Origin of the sequence: Streptomyces aureocirculatus (assembly GCF_000720475.1) — a bacterium.
Taxonomy (GTDB): Bacteria; Actinomycetota; Actinomycetes; order Streptomycetales; family Streptomycetaceae; genus Streptomyces; species Streptomyces aureocirculatus.
On sequence record NZ_JOAP01000002.1, the window covers coordinates 200,908 to 216,714 of the forward strand.

The following is a 15,807-nucleotide window of genomic DNA, read 5'->3' on the forward strand; positions in this document are numbered from 1 at the left end:
GAGACAGGTCCATGGGAGAGCGTGCGGCGGGGCGCGCGGCCAGCGCGGAAGAGCCCGCAGCGGGCACCGAAGGGGCGGAAGGGGGCGCGGCCGGTCGTGACGATGTGCGCGGGCAGCGGCGGCGGCAGGTGCGGGAGCGGGTGGTCGAGAGCGGCTTCGTGCGGGCCGCCGACCTCGCCGAGGCGTTCGGGGTCAGCCTGATGACGATCCACCGCGATCTGGACTTCCTCCAGTCGCAGGGCTGGCTGCGCAAGGTCCGCGGCGGGGCGACGGCACTGCCATCGGCGCAGTTCCACGGCAGTGTCGCCGAGCGCATGACGGCGATGGCGCAGACGAAGCAGCGCCTCGCGCGCGCCGCGGCCCGCCTCCTGGTGCCGGGTCAGACGGTGCTGCTCGACGACAGCACGACCTGTCTGCGTCTGAGCCGCGAACTCACCGGGCACACCCCGCTGACCGTCCTCACCAACTCGCTGCCCGCGATCACGGCCCTGGCCAAGGAGCCGGGTGTCTCGCTCATCGCGCTCGGCGGCAGCTACTTCCCCGCGTACGACGCGTTCATGGGCCTGCACACGGCCGACAGCGTGGCGGCGTTCCGCGCGGACGTCCTCTTCATGTCGACCACGGCGGTCACCCGCGGCCGCTGCTATCACACGTCTCCGGAGACGGTGCAGGTCAAGCGGGCGATGATGGCGGCGGCGACGCGGCGCGTGCTGCTCGCCGACCATACGAAGTTCACCCGCGACGGCCTGTACGCCCTGGCGCCGCTGACCGACTTCGACCTGGTGGTCGTGGACGACGGTCTGGCGCGGGAGGAGGTGCGGGCGATGCGGGAGCGGGGGACGGAGGTGCTCGTGGTGGAGCGGGGCTGACCCGTCCGCCCACTGAATCCGCAAGGCACCTTGGCGGCCCGGCCCGAGGCGTACGACGAAGCCGCCTGCCCGGTTTCCCCCGTGGGCAGACGGCTCGCATCGGATGTCCAGAGGTAGAAGCCGGGGCAGGCGATATGGTGCTCTGCCGCTGAGCTACGCCGACCCGGGGTCGACGACGGGATTCGAACCCGCGACCGCCCGTTCCCTGAACGAAGTAGCCCGCCCCTTCGCACCTGGACGTCTCCACCGTAGCGGGGGCAGCGCGCCGGGGCACGGGATTATTTCGCTGCCGGGCGCTCGGCGGCACCCTGCGCCGCGCCCACCAACTCGCCCCACTCCACCGTCCGTTCGCACCATCGCTCCAGCAGCACCCGGTCGTGGCCCACGGCAAGGAGCCCCGCGCCGCTCTCGGCGCGGTACTCCTCGACGGCGGCCACGAGCGCGGCCGTCGTGGAGGCGTCCAGCATGGCCGTCATCTCGTCGCAGATCAGCCAGCGGGGGCGCAGGACCAGGGCGCGGGCCAGGCAGGCGCGCTGGAGCTGGCCGTCGCTGACCTCGTGCGGGCGGCGGCCGAGCAGGTCCGTGCCGAGGCCGACGGTGCGGGCGAGGTCCGGCACCCGCTCCTGGACGTCGGCGGCGCGTCCGGTGGCCCGCAGCGGTTCCGCGATGAGCTGGGTGAGGGTCAGACGCGGGTCGGCCGACAGGCGCGGCTGCTGGAAGACGACGCCGAACGCGGTGCGCTGGGCGCGTGGTGCCCGGTGCCGCCAGCCGCGGGCCGGTTCGCCGTCGACGACGACCTGGCCGCGGTCCGGCTGGTGCAGGAGCGCGGCGACCCGGGCGAGCGTCGACTTGCCGCAGCCGCTGGGGCCGAGCAGGCCCACGGACTCGCCGGGCGCGACGGTGAGGCTGACGTCGCGGACGACGGGCGCGCGGCGGTCGTATCCGGCCGTCAGGGAGCGCAGTTCAAGCACGGGGGGCCTCCAGCGCCGCGGTGACCGGGTGGTGGCAGGCGACGCCGGGTGCGGCGAGCGCGGGGAGCGTCCCGCACGCCGTGTCCGCGCGGTGGCAGCGGGCGGCGAAGGCGCATCCTTCGGGCAGCGCGGACAGCTCGGGCGGCATGCCGGGTATGGGGGTGAACTCCCGGTCGGGCAGGGCGTTCAGGAGGCCGCGGGCGTAGGGGTGGCGCGGTCCCGGGTCGCCGAAGAAGGCGTCCGCTTCGGCGATCTCGACGACGCGGCTCGCGTACATCACGGCGACGCGGTCGGCGATGCGCTCGGCCGCCGCGAGGTCGTGGGTGATCAGGAGCAGGGCGCGGTCGTCGCCGACGTGGCGGCGCAGTTCGTCCACGGTGCGGTCGACGAGCTCGCGGTCCAGGCCGGTGGTGGGCTCGTCGGCGAGGAGCAGCGGGGCGTCGCCGATCAGCGCGAGGGCGGTGGCGGCGCGCTGGGCGAGGCCGCCGGACAGCTCGTGCGGGTAGCGGTCGAGGTGGCCGAGCGGGAAGGACGCGCGCTCGGCGGCGGCAGCGGCGGCCTTGCGCAGGTCGGGCCTGCGGACCCCGGCGAGTTCCCGCAGGGTCTCCTCCAGTTGGGAGCGCACCGTGCGTACGGGCGTCAGGTGCGCCGCGGGGCTCTGCGGTACGAGGCCGACGCGCCGTCCGCGCACGGTGCGGGCCAGGGTGCGTTCGTCGGCGGTGAGCAGGTCGGTGCCGTCGCCGAGGAGTGCGGCGCCCGCGGTCTCGGCGTTCTCGGGCAGCAGGCCGAGCAGCGCCGACGCGAGCACGGACTTGCCGCAGCCGCTCTCGCCGACGAGGGCGAGGCACTCCCCCGCGGCCAGGTCGAAGCGGGCGTCGGTGACGGCGGCCACATGGGTGCCGCCGCGCATGCGGAAGCGTACGGAGAGCCCCCGTACCGAGAGGACGGGCCGGGTCACAGCATCAGCTCCGATCGTCGGCGCGGGTTGATCCGGTCCCGCCAGGCGCCCGCGAGGCCCGCGATCGCCAGGGTCGGCACGATGATGAACAGGCCCGGGAAGAGCGTGGGCCACCAGTCGCCCGCGAGCAGCGAACTGCGGGCGCCCTGCACCAGGGTGCCGAGGCTCGCCTGGTGCGTCGGCAGGCCGAGGCCGAGGAAGGACAGGGCGGACTCGTGCCAGATGGCGTGCGGGACCATCAGGACGGCGGCGAGGCCGGCCTGGGGCAGCACGCCCGGCAGCAGGTGCCGCACGGTGACGCGCCACCGGGAGGCCCCGCCGGAAATGGCCGCGTCGACGTAGGGGCGCGAGCGCAGCGACAGGACCTCGGCGCGCACGATGCGGGCCGTGGAGAGCCAGTGGGTGAGCGCCACGGAGATCACGACGGGCCATACTCCCGGCCGGAACATCGCCACGATGAAGATGCCGAGCAACAGGTGCGGAACCGACGAGAACACGTCGACGAGCCGCATGACGACCCGGTCGACCCAGCCGCCCGCGGAGGCGGCGAGCGCGCCGACCGCGGTGCCGATGACGGTGGCCACGACGGCGGCGACCACACCGACGAGGAGGGAGACGCGCAGCCCGTAGACGCAGCGCAGGAGCAGGTCGCGGCCCACGTCGTCGGTGCCGAAGGGGTGCTCCAGGGATGGCGGCAGGAGCTTGTCGGCGAGGTGGACGGCCTGTTCGTCGAGGTCCGCGAGGGGCGGCACGATCAGGACGGCGAGGACGACGGCCACGACGATCGCGGCCGAGCTCCACACCCGCCATGCCCGTGTCGAGCGGGACGCCTTGCGGCTGCCCGCGACGGACCGCCCCGCCACCGGGCGCCAGACCGTTCCCGTGTCAGCCGTCGTTCCGGCACCGGCCGTCGTCCTGGTCTCAGCCATCGAATCCCACCCTGGGGTCGGCGAGCCCGTAGAGGAGGTCCGCGAGCAGGTTGCCGAGCAGGACCGCCACCGTGGCGAGCGCGGTGAGCGCGGCGAGCAGCGGGAAGTCCACGGATGTCGCGGCCTGCACGGTCGCGGCGGCGATGCCGGGCCAACTGAAGACGGTCTCCACGAGCAGCGCGCCGGTGATCAGTTCGGGCACTCGGGAGCCGACGAGCGTGAGCACCGGCAGCATGCCGGAGCGGAACGCGTGCTTCAGGAGCACGGTCCGCTCGGCGAGGCCGCGGGCGCGGGCGCCCCGGACCGGGTCGTCGCCGAGCGCGTCGCCCACGCCCTGGCGTACGTACAGGACGAACCAGGGCAGTTGCGAGACGGCGAGCACGGCGGCGGGCAGCACGAGGTGCCGGGCCACCTGCCCCGCCGTCACGGCCACGCTGGAGGTGTCGGTGAGCCCGCCGGCGGGCAGCACGCCCAGTTTGAGGGCGAAGAGCCACACGGCGAGCAGGCCGAGCCAGAACGGCGGCGCGGCCTCCAGGGTGTAGGCGAGGGACGTCACGCAGCGGTCGAGCCAGCCGCCGGGGCGGCGGGCGGCGAGCACGCCGAGCGCGGAGCCGACGAGGACGGCGAGGACGAACGCCGTCGCGGCGAGCAGCACGGACCAGCCGACGCGTTCACCGATGGCGTCCGCGACGGGCTGGCGCAGCGTGCTGGAGTCCCCGAGGTCGCCGTGCAGGGCCGCGGTGAGCCAGTCCCACCAGCGGGAGACCAGCGGCTTGTCGACGCCGAGGTTGGCGCGGAGCTGGTCCAGGTTCTCCTGGGACGAGGTGAGCCCCGCGGTGCCCGCGTACGCCTTGACGGGGTCGAAGGGCGAGGCCTCGGCGACGGCGAAGACGCCGAAGGTGACGGCGAGCAGGACGGGGACGGCGAACAGCGCCCGCCGTCCCACGAGCCGCGCCATCGGACCCCAGGGCAGTTGCCTGGTCACTTCTGCGGCTGCCAGTCCTCGACGTTCCACCAGGGCCCGGAGGCCAGGCCGTGGTCGTGCGGCTCGACCTGGGTGGAGAGGTCGCCGTAGGACTTGTTCACGACGTAGAGGTGGTCGATGTGGGTGAGGAAGGTGTAGCCCGGGTTCTTCACCAGTTCGCGCTGGACGGTGTCGTAGGCGGCCTGCCGCTTTGCGTGGTCGCCGCTCTTGCGGGCGTCCTCCAGGGCCTTGTCGACCTTGGGGTTGTCGTAGTGCGCCATGTTGTTGAAGCCGTCACCTGCGAGGGCGGACTTCAGGAGCGTGTACTGGTCGAAGTCGGGGTCGGCCGGGGAGCCGCCGCCCGCGAGGACCGCGTCCTTGGGCATGCGGGGCTCGATGACCTCCCAGGTGCCGGACTGCACCTCGACCTTGACGCCGAGCTTCTTGGCGTCGGAGGCGTAGGCGAGCGCGTGCTCCTGGCGGAGCTTGTCGCCGGAGAGGTACCACAGCGGGAACTTCGCCTGGACGCCGTCCTTCTCGCGGATGCCGCCCTTGCCGGGCTTCCAGCCCGCGTCGTCGAGGATCTTCTTGGCCCGGGTGAGGTCGAACTCGCGCTCGGTGCCCTTGGTGAACCAGGGGCTGTCCGTCGGGACCGGGCCGTAGGCCTCCTTGCCCGCGCCCTCCAGGATGGAGTCGACCATGGCCTTGCGGTCGACGCCGACGTCGAGTGCGCGCCGCACGGCGGTGTCGCCCGCGACCTTGTTGCCGGTCGGCAGGGTCACCACGCGGTAGTCGAAGGTCTTGGCGGCGTACGTCTTCTTGTCCGCGTCGGACTTGAAGGTCTTGGCGAGGTTCGGCGGCAGGATGGCGCCGTCGAGGTCGCCGGTGCGCAGGCGGGTGGCGCGCAGGTCGTCGTCCTTGACGATCGCCATCGTGAAGTTCTTGATCTTCGGCGCGCCGCCCCAGTAGTCCGGGTTGGCCTTGAAGACGAGCTTCTCGCCCTTGGACCACTTCACCAGTTCGTAGGGTCCGGTGCCGATCGGCTCGGTGGTGAAGGCGCCGCTGTTCACGTCCTGCTTGCCCGCGACGTGCTGGGGCGCGATGGGCAGCACGGTGCGCTCGGCGAACGGGGCGTAGGGGTACTTGAGGTGGAAGACGACGGTGTCGTCGCCCTTGGCCTCGACGCTCTTGACGGCGTCCAGCTCGGTCTTGGCGGCGTTGTTCGTCTTCTTGTCGAGGATCGTCTCGTACGTGAAGACGACGTCCTTGGCCGTGAACGGCTTGCCGTCGCTGAACTTGACGCCCTTGCGCAGCTCGTAGGTGTAGGTCGTGCCGCCGTCGGCGACCTTCGGCAGCTTCGCGGCGAGCGCGGGCTTGAGCTTCATGTCCGCGTCGTGCGTGAGCAGCCCGTCGAAGATCTTGGAGTTGCCGTCCTTGCCGTAGCCGAGGAGCGGGCTGAGGGTCTCGGGTTCGTACGCGATGCCGACGACCGCCGACGTCCCGGAGCCGCCCTTGCCGTCGTCCGGTGACGAACAGGCCGACGCGGCGACCGCCAGTGCGGCGGTCGCCGCGACCGCGCCCGTGGTCCGTATGGATCGGGCCCTCATGCTCCACACCCCTACTGAAGATCAATCCTTCTTGCGAACAGCTCGCAATTATGCCTCATGTAATGGGTGCGAAAGGGAGGGGTGTCCTACGGCTTGTGGAGCAGGCCCAGGTCAGGGCGGTGCGGGAGGTCCCGGGGAGGGGCGCGGGGAGCGTCAGGGTGCCGGCAGCGCGACCAGCTCCGCCAGGGCCTCCTTGTGCTGTCCCGCCGTGCCGAGTCCGATCGAGTCGGCCTTGGCGCGCTTGAGGTAGAGGTGGACGGGGTGCTCCCAGGTCATGCCGATGCCGCCGTGGAGCTGGAGCGCCTCTTCGGCGGCGCGCACCGCCACGGGCGCGGCATACGCCTGCGCGAGGGCCGCCGCGAGGTTCGGTTCGTCGCTGCCGGTGGCGAGGGCGTCGGCGGCGTACCGGGCGGCGGCGCGGGTGTTCACCACGTCCAGCCAGCTCTTGGCGAGCCGGTGCTTGAGCGCCTGGAAGGAGCCGACGGGCCGGTTGAACTGGTGCCGCTCCTTGGTGTACCGGACGGTTTCCGCCAGGCACCACTCGGCGATGCCGAGTTGTTCGGAGGCGAGCAGCCCGGCACCGGCGCGCAGACCGAGGCGTACCGGGGTGTCCGCGCGCGCCGCGAGCCGCCGGGCCGGGGCCCCGTCGAAGGTGACCACGGCCAGCGGACGGGTGCGGTCCAGGGACGTCTGCGGGGTGACGGTGACGCCGTCACGGCCGGTGTCGGCGGCGAACAGACCATCGGCGGTCGGGACGAGCAGGATGTCGGCGACCGCGGCGTCGGCGACCCCGGTGACCTCGCCGTGCAGCGTCCCGCCGGAGTACCGCACCGGCGCCCGGTCGGCCCCCGGCGCGGTGGCGAACGGCACCGCGAGCCCGCCGACCGTGCGTCCTGAGGCCAGCGCGGCGAGCAGTTCGGCGGCGTCGTCGTCCGGGCAGGCGAGCAGCGTCTCCGTGGCGATGACGGCGCTCGTCAGGAACGGCACGGGCGCCACCGTCCGGCCGAGTTCCTCCAGGACGACGGCGGCCTCCCGGTGCGTGGCGCCCTGCCCGCCCCGGGACTCGGGCACGAGCAGCCCGGCGAGGCCCATGCCGTCGGTGAGCGTCTTCCACAGCTCGCGGTCGTGCGGCTGCTCCGACTCGGTGCGGGCGAGGACGGTGGCCGCGTCGCAGCGGTCGGCGAGCAGGGAGCGCACGGCGGACCGCAGCGCCTCCTCCTCCTCGGTGTAGAGCAAATCGGACTGTGCGGGCTCTACCGTCATCGGTTCAGGTCCTTCCAGGCGACGTCCTTGTCGGTGCGCGGTTCCTGCGGCAGGCCGAGGACGCGCTCGGCGACGATGTTCAGGAGCACCTCGCTGGTGCCGCCCTCGATGCTGTTGCCCTTGGCGCGCAGATAGCGGTATCCGGCCTCGCGCCCGGTGAAGTCGACGAGGTCGGGCCTGCGCATCGTCCAGTCGTCGTACAACAGGCCCTCCTCGCCGAGGAGTTCCACTTCGAGGCCGCTGATCTCCTGGTTCAGCCGGGCGAAGCCGAGCTTCATGCCGGAGCCCTCGGGCCCCGGCTGTCCCGCGACGAGCTGTTGCCGCAGCCGTTCGCCGGTGATCCTCGCGACCTCCGCCTGCACCCAGAGCGTGAGCAGACGCTGGTGCAGGTCGTGGGTGCGCAGTTCGGGGCGCTCCCGCCAGGCCCGCGCGACCGGAGCGATCATGCCGCCCTCGCGCGGGATCCGCATGCCGCCGATGGACACGCGCTCGTTCATGAGGGTGGTCTGCGCGACCTTCCAGCCGTCGCCGACCGGGCCGAGGCGGTGGCTGTCGGGGATGCGTACGCCGGTGAGGAAGACCTCGTTGAACTCGGCCTCGCCGGTGATCTGGCGCAGCGGCCGCACCTCGACGCCCGGGTCGGTCATGTCGCAGAGGAAGTACGTGATGCCGCGGTGCTTGGGCAGATCGGGGTCGGTGCGGGCGATGAGGATGCCCCAGCGGGCGGTGTGCGCGCTGGACGTCCACACCTTCTGCCCGTCCACGATCCAGTCGTCGCCGTCACGGACGGCGCGGGTGCCGAGCGCCGCAAGGTCGGATCCGGCGCCCGGCTCGCTGAACAACTGGCACCACACCTCGTCGCCGATCCACAGCGGCCGCAGCAGGCGGCGCTTCTGCTCGTCGGTGCCGAAGGCCAGGATGGTGGGGGCGGCCATGCCCAGGCCGATGCCGATGCGGCGCGGGTCGTTGTCGGGCGCGCCCGCGGCCTCCAACTCGGCGTCCACCACGGCCTGCAGCGAGCGCGGGGCACCGAGACCACCGAGGCCTTCGGGGTAGTGGACCCAGGCGAGCCCGGCGTCGAAGCGCGCCCCGAGGAACGCGGTGCGTTCGGTGGTCGCGACCGGGTGCGCGGCGAGCAGGTCCCGGGTGCGGCGGCGGAGTTCGGCGGCGTCGGTCATGCGGCGGCCCCCTCGGTGAGCGCGGGCAGGACGGCCACGCGGCCCGTGGTGGTCCCGTCGGCGACGCGCTGCACGGCCTGCGCGGCCCCGTCGAGCGGCACGCGCTCGCTGATCAGCGGCTTGATGGCACCTTTGGCGGCGAGCTGGGTGAGGTGGTCGTGGCACTCCAGGACCGCACGGGGGTCCTTGGTGTTGTACAGGCCCCAGTGCAGGCCGACGATCGAGTAGTTCTTCACCAGGGCGTGGTTCAGGGCGGGCGTGGGAACGGCGCCGCTGGCGAAGCCGACGACGAGGATGCGGCCCTCGAAGGCCACGCACTTCGCGGACTTGGCGTAGGCGTCGCCGCCCACGGGGTCGTAGACGACGTCGGCGCCGCGGCCGCCGGTGGCCTCCTTCACGGCGCCCACGATGTCGTCCGTGCGCCGGTCGACGACCAGGTCGCAGCCGAGCCGCCGGGCGACCTCGGCCTTCTCGGCGCCGCCGACCACACCGATGACGGTGGCGCCCGCGGCCTTGCCGAGCTGCACCGCCGCGCTGCCGACACCGCCCGCCGCCGCGTGCACGAGCAGGGTCTCGCCCGCCGTGAGCCGCGCGCGCCGGTGCAGGCCGAACCAGCCGGTCTGGTAGCCGATGTGCAGGGCAGCGGCCTCCGCGTCGTCCAGGGCCTGTGGCGCGGGCAGCAGGGCGGCGGCGTCCGCGAGGGCGTACTCGGCGAAGCCGCCGTGCGGCAGGGCCGGGGTGGCGATGACGCGCCGCCCGTCCTCGGTCTCGCCGCAGATCTCCACGCCGGGCGTGAACGGCAGCGGCGGGGTGATCTGGTACTGGCCGCGGCACAGCAGCGCGTCCGGGAAGTTGACGCCCGCGGCGCGGACCTTCAGGAGCACCTGGCCTTCGCCGGGCACCGGCAGGTCGGCCTCTTCGAGCCGCATCACCTCACCGGGCTCGCCGTTGCGGTGTACGTGCCATGCGCGCATGCGGGGCCTCCACGCTGTAGTCGACCGTGCTCCGGTCGCATACTAAGCGGTCGCTTGCCCTTTGGGGAACAGTGCGCGGGGGCAGGCTCCCGATTCCGGCGCCCGCCCTCGTCACTCCTCCTGATCGCGCTTCGCCGCGGGCCGCGCGCGTACGTGCATCCGCTCCCCCTGCGGCCCGAAGAGGCTGAGGAACTCCACCGGCCCTTCCCCCGCGGACCCGAACCAGTGCGGCACCCGGGTGTCGAACTCCGCGGCCTCGCCGGGGCCGAGCACCACGTCGTGCTCGGCGAGCACCAGACGCAGCCGCCCGGAGAGGATGTACAGCCACTCGTACCCCTCATGGGTCCTGGGGTCGGGCTCGGCGGAGCGCGCGGGCTCGATGACCTTGTACGCCTGAAGCCCGCCCGGCTGCCGGGTCAGCGGCACCATCGTGCGCCCGTTCCGGACGATGGGCTTGGCCCGCACCCGGGGGTCGCCCACCGGGGGCGCGCCCACGAGTTCGTCCAGGGGCACCTGGTGCGCGCGGGCGATGGGCAGCAGCAGTTCCAGGCTCGGTTTGCGGCCCCCCGATTCGAGCCGCGACAACGTACTGACGGAGATCCCGGTCGCCGCGGAGAGCCCGGCGAGGGTGGCCCCCCGCTCCTTACGGATCTTGCGGAGCCGGGGCCCGACGGCGGTGAGCACCTTGTCGGTCTCACCGCCGCCGGAGTTGTCGTCGGAACTGAGGTTCTTGTCGGCGCTTCCCATGCCACCATTGCAGTTTCAGCAAGCGCTCATGTCAATCCAGCACATCATGCGCCGACCGGTCCACACCGGCGGGGCACTTTCCCCTACCGACCGAAAACCTCAAAGGCCACCGCGGGCTTCCCCCCGAACCGGGGAGCGAGCTGCTCGGCGTACCCGGCGAGAAACGTACGGCAGTAGGTCTCGGGATCCTCGTCGGTCAGCACCTCCAGATACGTCCGGTGTTCGAGCAGGGAACGAATCCCCCGCTCAAGACCGGCCGTGGCGTCCACCGCATGGGTGGGAGTGTCGGTGCCGGCTACGGCAACCCACCGCACCCCGTCCCAGGGCTGAAGCCCCTGCTCGGTCAACTCGGGGAAGATCCACCGATTCCCCGCGTCCGAGGCGGCGTCGAGCGTCGCACGCCCGACGGCGACGTGGTCCGGGGTGTTCCAGGCGACACCGCCCCAGGTGTCGCGGTGGTTGAGGGTGATGACGAGCTCGGGCCGGTGCCTGCGGATGGCGGCGGCGATATCGCGGCGCAGCGCCGTACCGTACTCGATCACACCGTCGCGGTGGTCGAGGAACTCCACGGTGTCGACGCCGACGACGGCGGCACTCGCCCGCTGCTCCCGCTCGCGCAGCGGCCCCGCGTCGGCGGGCGCGATGGTGTCGATGCCCGCCTCGCCGCGCGTCGCGAGCAGGTAAGCGACCTCGCGCCCCGCGTCGGTCCACGCGGCGATGGCGCCCGCGCAGCCGTACTCCAGGTCGTCCGGGTGGGCGACGACGGCGAGCGCCCGCTGCCAGTCCTCGGGCATGGGGGCGAGCTGGGCGGGCGTCGTCGCGCTGTTCTGCTGGTCGGTCATGGGCGGCAGCCTATGGCGTACGGCTCGCGTGCCGCCCAGGACCGGTCGGACACCTCCCAGGACCGGTCGGACACCTCCCAGGACCGGTCGGACACCTCCCAGGTCCGGTCAGAGTTCGCCGCGCGCCAGGCCGAGCAGCCGGTCGAGGACCCGGGAGCCACCGGCCCGCAGCCCGTCGTGCTCGAACTCGTCCGTCACCCAGGTCCGAAGCCCCCGGATCGTGCGGGCGGTGCGCAGGGAGTGCTCGGTGTCGACGTACATGTCGTCGTGGTAGACGGCGGCGGCCGCGGGGACCTCGTTGACGGCCAGGCGCGCGGGGTCGTACAGGGCGGGCCAGTCGGTGCGTTCGGCGAGCAGGTCGGCCGTCTCGCGCAGGGGGCGCAGGGCCGGGTCGCAGTCGAACATCCAGCGCTGCACCGCCTCACCGGTGAACAGCGGCGCCGTGCCGTCGGCGAGGCTCTTGCCCGCGTCGAAGCGCGGGAACTCGGCCCGCACCCGCTCCGCCGACCAGGCGGTGGGCCGCCCGTCCTGGGCGTAGATCGCCTCGTGCAGGACGGCGTACAGCGGTGCCGCGGCGTACGACAGGATCGCCTGGGCGGCTTCCTGGAAGGCGTCGGACAGGGCGTGGCCCGCCGGGGTCCGCACGAAGGCGTCCTCCAGGAGGTAGTGCAGGCGGTGGCTGCCGTCCCCGGTGCCGAGCAGGATGCCGAGGGACTGGAAGGCCTCGGGGGTGAGGCGATAGCCGCCGGGGAGCACGGGCTCGTGCTCGGCCACGTACTCGACGACGCGGGCGGCGCGCTCGGCGTCCTGCGGGTAACAAGCGTAGTGCGCGAGGGTCTTGCGCTCCATGCGGGGGTACGCGGCGCGGTACACATCGTCCGCGTGTCCGTCGAGCGTGGGCAGACCACCGGTGATCAGGGCGGTCGCGAGGCCCTCGGGTGCGGTCGACAGATAGTGCGTGACGCAGAAACCGCCGAAGCTCTGGCCGAGGACCGTCCACGGCGCGCCGCCGGTCACCTCGGTGCGGATCGTCTCGCAGTCGCGCACGATCGCGTCGGCGCGGAAGTGGCCGAGGTACTCGGCCTGTTCACGCGGGCCGCCGCGCAGGGGCAGCGTCTGCCGGTTGGCGGGGGTCGAGCTGCCGGTGCCGCGCTGGTCGAGCAGCAGCACCCGGTGGTCGCGCAGGGCGCGGCCGAGCCAGGCCTGCTTGCCGCTGAAGCGCTGCGCGCCGAAGCCGGGGCCGCCCTGGAGGTACACCAGCCACGGCAGCCCGGCGTCCTCACGGCCCGCGGCGACACACTCCCGCGCGAACAGCTCGATCCGCTCACCGTCCGGCACACCATGATCCAACGGCACACTGAACCAACGATCGGTGAGCACGACTCCGGGCTGACGGTACGACTCGCTCAAGCCAACTCCTAGGGAGGGGGTATCGGCCCGTCCGGCGTTCGAGGACGAGCCCTTGGGGCGGCAGGGGTCCCCCCACGGCGCCCCCGCCAGATTACGCTGCGGGCACAGGCACCCGATGATCGACAGGAGGCACCGGCGATGCGCATCGCGCTGTTCCTGACGTGCGTCAACGACACGCTGTATCCCGGCACGGGCCGCGCCGTGGTGAAGCTCCTGACCAGACTGGGTGTGGACGTCGACTTCCCGGCGGCGCAGACCTGTTGCGGCCAGGCGCACTACAACACCGGGTACCGGCACCAGGCCGAGCCGCTCGCCCGGCACTTCTCCGATGTCTTCGGTGCGTACGAGGCCGTCGTGACGCCGTCCGGATCGTGCGGGGCGATGGTGCGGGAGCTGTATCCGCGGATGGGGGAGCGGGCCCGCGCCGAGGGCCGGGGAGACACGCTCGCCCGCACGCTCGCCCCCGTGGTGCCGAAGACGTACGAGCTGACGGAGTTCCTGGTCGACGTCCTCGGCGTGACCGACGTCGGCGCGTACTTCCCGCACTCCGTCACCTACCACCCCACCTGCCACGGTCTGCGCTCCCTCGGCCTCGGCGACCGGCCAAAGCGCCTGCTCTCCGCGGTACGGGGTCTGACACTCGCCGAGCTGCCCGGCGCGCAGGAGTGCTGCGGCTTCGGCGGCACGTTCGCCGTGAAGAACGCCGACGTGTCGGCGGCGATGGGCGCCGACAAGGTACGCGGCGCCGAGTCGACGGGCGCGGAGGTCCTGTGCGCGGCGGACAACTCCTGTCTGATGCACCTCGGCGGCACGATGACCCGGCTGCGTACGCGGATGCGGCCCGTCCACATCGCCGAGATCCTGGCCGCCACGCAAGAGGAGCCCTGGTCATGAGCCGAACCTCCGGCGGGACGTTCGTGGGGATGCCCGCCTTCCCAATGCCCGCCTTCCCCGAGGCGGCGCGCGAGGCCGTCGGCGACGCGACCCTGCGCGCCAACCTCCGCCACGCCACCCACACCATCCGCGACAAACGCGCGCGGGCCGTCGCCGAACTCGACGACTGGGAGCGGCTCCGCGAAGCGGGCAAGCAGATCAAGGACCACACCCTGCGCCACCTCGGCCGCTACCTGGAGCAGTTGGAGGAGGCCGTCACGGCGGCGGGCGGCACCGTCCACTGGGCCGCCGACGCCGACGAGGCCAACCGCATCGTGACCGGCCTGGTCGAGGCCACCGGTGAACGCGAGGTCGTCAAGGTCAAATCGATGGCCACACAGGAGATCGGCCTCAACGAGGCCCTGGAGGCCGCGGGCATCCGCGCCTATGAGACCGACCTCGCGGAGCTGATCGTGCAGCTCGGCGACGACCGGCCCTCCCACATCCTCGTCCCCGCCATCCACCGCAACCGCGCCGAGATCCGCGACATCTTCCGCTCGGAGATGGCACGTTGGGGCCGCCCCGCCCCCGAGGGCCTCACCGACACCCCCGCCGAACTCGCCGAGGCCGCGCGGCTGCATCTGCGGGAGAAGTTCCTGCGCGCCAAGGTCGGCATCTCCGGCGCGAACTTCATGGTCGCCGAGACAGGCACCCTGGTGGTCGTGGAGTCCGAGGGCAACGGCCGGATGTGTCTGACGCTGCCCGAGACCCTGATCTCCGTCGTCGGCATCGAGAAGACCGTGCCGGCGTGGCGGGACCTGGAGGTGTTCCTGCAGACGCTGCCGCGCTCCTCGACCGCGGAGCGCATGAACCCGTACACCTCGACGTGGACCGGCACCACGGACGGCGACGGGCCGCGCGCCTTCCACCTCGTCCTGCTCGACAACGGCCGCACCGACACCCTCGCCGACGAGGTGGGCCGGCAGGCGCTGCGCTGCATCCGCTGCTCGGCGTGCCTGAACGTGTGCCCCGTCTACGAGCGCGCGGGCGGGCACGCGTACGGCTCGGTCTACCCCGGGCCCATCGGCGCCATCCTCAACCCCCAGTTGCGCGGCACGGCCACCGCGCTCGACGCCTCCCTCCCCTACGCCTCCAGCCTCTGCGGTGCCTGCTACGAGGTGTGCCCGGTCGCCATCGACATCCCCGAGGTCCTCGTACACCTGCGGGAACGCGTCGTCCAGGGCGGCGAGTTCACCCGGCACGGCGCGAAGGTGACCCTCAGACCGGCCGGGGGGCACGCCGCCGAGCGGGCCGCCATGCGCGCCGCGGGCCTGGTGTTCGCCCGGCCGGGACTGCTGCGGGCCGGTCAGCGCCTGGCCGCACGCACCCGCAGGGCGCACCCCCGGAAGCTGCCGGGCCCGGGGCGGGCGTGGAGCGCGACCCGGGATCTGCCCACGGTGCCGGAGGAGTCGTTCCGCGACTGGTGGCGGCGCACCCGGGAACGTACCGGACGTACCGACGACCGGGAGGCCGGCGCATGAGCAGCAGGGAGATCATCCTCGGGCGGATCGGCCGGGCTCTCGGTCCGGTCCCCGACGAGCCGTACGAGGCAGCCGTCGACCGGGGTTACGCGGACGCGCACGGTGACCTCACCACCGGGCGGACCGTCGACCTGCTCGCCGAGAACCTCGCCGACTACCGGGCCCTGGTGCACCGCGCCGACCACGCCCGACTGCCGGAGGTCCTCGCGCGGCTCCTCGCCGCCCGCGGCGCCCGCACCGTGCTCGTGCCGCCGGGGCTGCCGCCCAACTGGCTGGCGGACTCGGGCGCGGTGCCCGTCCCCGACCGTGCCGGGAGCACGCCCGCACAGCTCGACCGGGCCGACAGCGTGGTCACCGGCTGCGCGGTCGCCGTCGCCGAGACCGGCACGATCGTCCTCGACGGCTCCCCCGATCAGGGGCGCCGCCGCATCACCCTCGTCCCCGACCATCACATCTGCGTCGTCCGCGTACCCGGCCAGGTCGTCTCCTCCGTACCGCGGGCACTGCGGCGGCTCGACCCCGCGCGTCCCCTCACCTGGATCTCCGGTCCCTCCGCGACCAGCGACATCGAACTCGACCGCGTCGAGGGCGTGCACGGTCCCCGGACCCTGGAGGTCGTGCTCGTCGAGGGGGCCGAGAGCCCCGACCGAGCGTGTGCGGGGACGATCACGCGCGGTTAGC

The 15,807-nt window shown here is 73.0% G+C and carries 15 protein-coding genes; 4 read left to right on the top strand and 11 right to left on the bottom strand.

The genetic code is table 11. From position 1 onward, the window contains the following. Nucleotides 1-11: 11 nt before the first annotated feature. On the top strand, nt 12-869 hold the full coding sequence (locus IG78_RS0102735; protein ID WP_078965094.1) for a DeoR/GlpR family DNA-binding transcription regulator: 858 nt from the start codon (nt 12-14) through the stop codon (nt 867-869). A gap of 278 nt (nt 870-1,147) precedes the next feature. Here the strand turns inward: IG78_RS0102735 and IG78_RS0102740 are convergent, their stop codons facing one another. From IG78_RS0102740 to IG78_RS0102790, 11 genes are all read right to left on the bottom strand, one after another. Next, complete coding sequence (locus IG78_RS0102740; protein ID WP_030559441.1) at nt 1,148-1,840, bottom strand: ABC transporter ATP-binding protein; 693 nt, start codon at nt 1,838-1,840, stop codon at nt 1,148-1,150. Continuing rightward, nucleotides 1,833-2,750, bottom strand: a complete 918-nt coding sequence (locus IG78_RS0102745) for an ABC transporter ATP-binding protein (RefSeq protein ID WP_225882075.1) — start codon at nt 2,748-2,750, stop codon at nt 1,833-1,835. Before IG78_RS0102745 ends, IG78_RS0102740 begins: the two co-directional genes overlap by 8 nt. 44 nt (nt 2,751-2,794) lie before the next feature. Next, complete coding sequence (locus tag IG78_RS0102750; RefSeq protein ID WP_037685469.1) at nt 2,795-3,727, bottom strand: ABC transporter permease; 933 nt, start codon at nt 3,725-3,727, stop codon at nt 2,795-2,797. Beyond that, on the bottom strand, nt 3,720-4,712 hold the full coding sequence (locus IG78_RS0102755) for an ABC transporter permease (protein WP_030559446.1): 993 nt from the start codon (nt 4,710-4,712) through the stop codon (nt 3,720-3,722). Before IG78_RS0102755 ends, IG78_RS0102750 begins: the two co-directional genes overlap by 8 nt. Beyond that, on the bottom strand, nt 4,709-6,298 hold the full coding sequence (locus IG78_RS0102760) for an ABC transporter substrate-binding protein (protein ID WP_030559447.1): 1,590 nt from the start codon (nt 6,296-6,298) through the stop codon (nt 4,709-4,711). The genes IG78_RS0102755 and IG78_RS0102760 overlap by 4 nt, the downstream gene beginning before the upstream one ends. Before the next feature lie 153 nt (nt 6,299-6,451). Then, on the bottom strand, nt 6,452-7,561 hold the full coding sequence (locus tag IG78_RS0102765; protein ID WP_030559448.1) for an acyl-CoA dehydrogenase family protein: 1,110 nt from the start codon (nt 7,559-7,561) through the stop codon (nt 6,452-6,454). After that, on the bottom strand, nt 7,558-8,739 hold the full coding sequence (locus IG78_RS0102770; RefSeq protein WP_030559449.1) for an acyl-CoA dehydrogenase family protein: 1,182 nt from the start codon (nt 8,737-8,739) through the stop codon (nt 7,558-7,560). The genes IG78_RS0102765 and IG78_RS0102770 overlap by 4 nt, the downstream gene beginning before the upstream one ends. Beyond that, nucleotides 8,736-9,713, bottom strand: coding sequence for an NADPH:quinone oxidoreductase family protein (locus IG78_RS0102775; protein ID WP_030559450.1), 978 nt, complete (start codon nt 9,711-9,713; stop codon nt 8,736-8,738). The genes IG78_RS0102770 and IG78_RS0102775 overlap by 4 nt, the downstream gene beginning before the upstream one ends. 111 nt (nt 9,714-9,824) lie before the next feature. Then, nucleotides 9,825-10,460, bottom strand: coding sequence for a helix-turn-helix domain-containing protein (locus IG78_RS0102780; RefSeq protein ID WP_051852317.1), 636 nt, complete (start codon nt 10,458-10,460; stop codon nt 9,825-9,827). Between the two features lie 83 nt (nt 10,461-10,543). Then, nucleotides 10,544-11,302 (bottom strand): PIG-L deacetylase family protein, encoded by a 759-nt coding sequence (locus IG78_RS0102785; RefSeq protein WP_051852318.1) that lies wholly within the window; start codon nt 11,300-11,302, stop codon nt 10,544-10,546. A 108-nt stretch (nt 11,303-11,410) separates the two neighbouring features. After that, a complete protein-coding gene (locus IG78_RS0102790; protein WP_030559454.1) occupies nt 11,411-12,712 on the bottom strand; it encodes an alpha/beta fold hydrolase in 1,302 nt (433 codons plus the stop codon). 138 nt (nt 12,713-12,850) lie between these two features. Here IG78_RS0102790 and IG78_RS0102795 point away from each other — a divergent pair, with 138 nt between their 5' ends. Genes IG78_RS0102795 through IG78_RS0102805 form a run of 3 tightly spaced genes read left to right on the top strand, consistent with a single transcriptional unit; the run spans nt 12,851 to nt 15,806 of the window. After that, nucleotides 12,851-13,606: a (Fe-S)-binding protein gene (locus IG78_RS0102795; protein ID WP_030559455.1), complete on the top strand. Its 756-nt coding sequence runs from the start codon at nt 12,851-12,853 to the stop codon at nt 13,604-13,606. Continuing rightward, nucleotides 13,603-15,126 (top strand): lactate utilization protein B, encoded by a 1,524-nt coding sequence (locus IG78_RS0102800; protein ID WP_031128783.1) that lies wholly within the window; start codon nt 13,603-13,605, stop codon nt 15,124-15,126. The genes IG78_RS0102795 and IG78_RS0102800 overlap by 4 nt, the downstream gene beginning before the upstream one ends. Continuing rightward, nucleotides 15,123-15,806 (top strand): LutC/YkgG family protein, encoded by a 684-nt coding sequence (locus tag IG78_RS0102805; protein WP_030559458.1) that lies wholly within the window; start codon nt 15,123-15,125, stop codon nt 15,804-15,806. The genes IG78_RS0102800 and IG78_RS0102805 overlap by 4 nt, the downstream gene beginning before the upstream one ends. Nucleotide 15,807 lies beyond the last annotated feature (1 nt).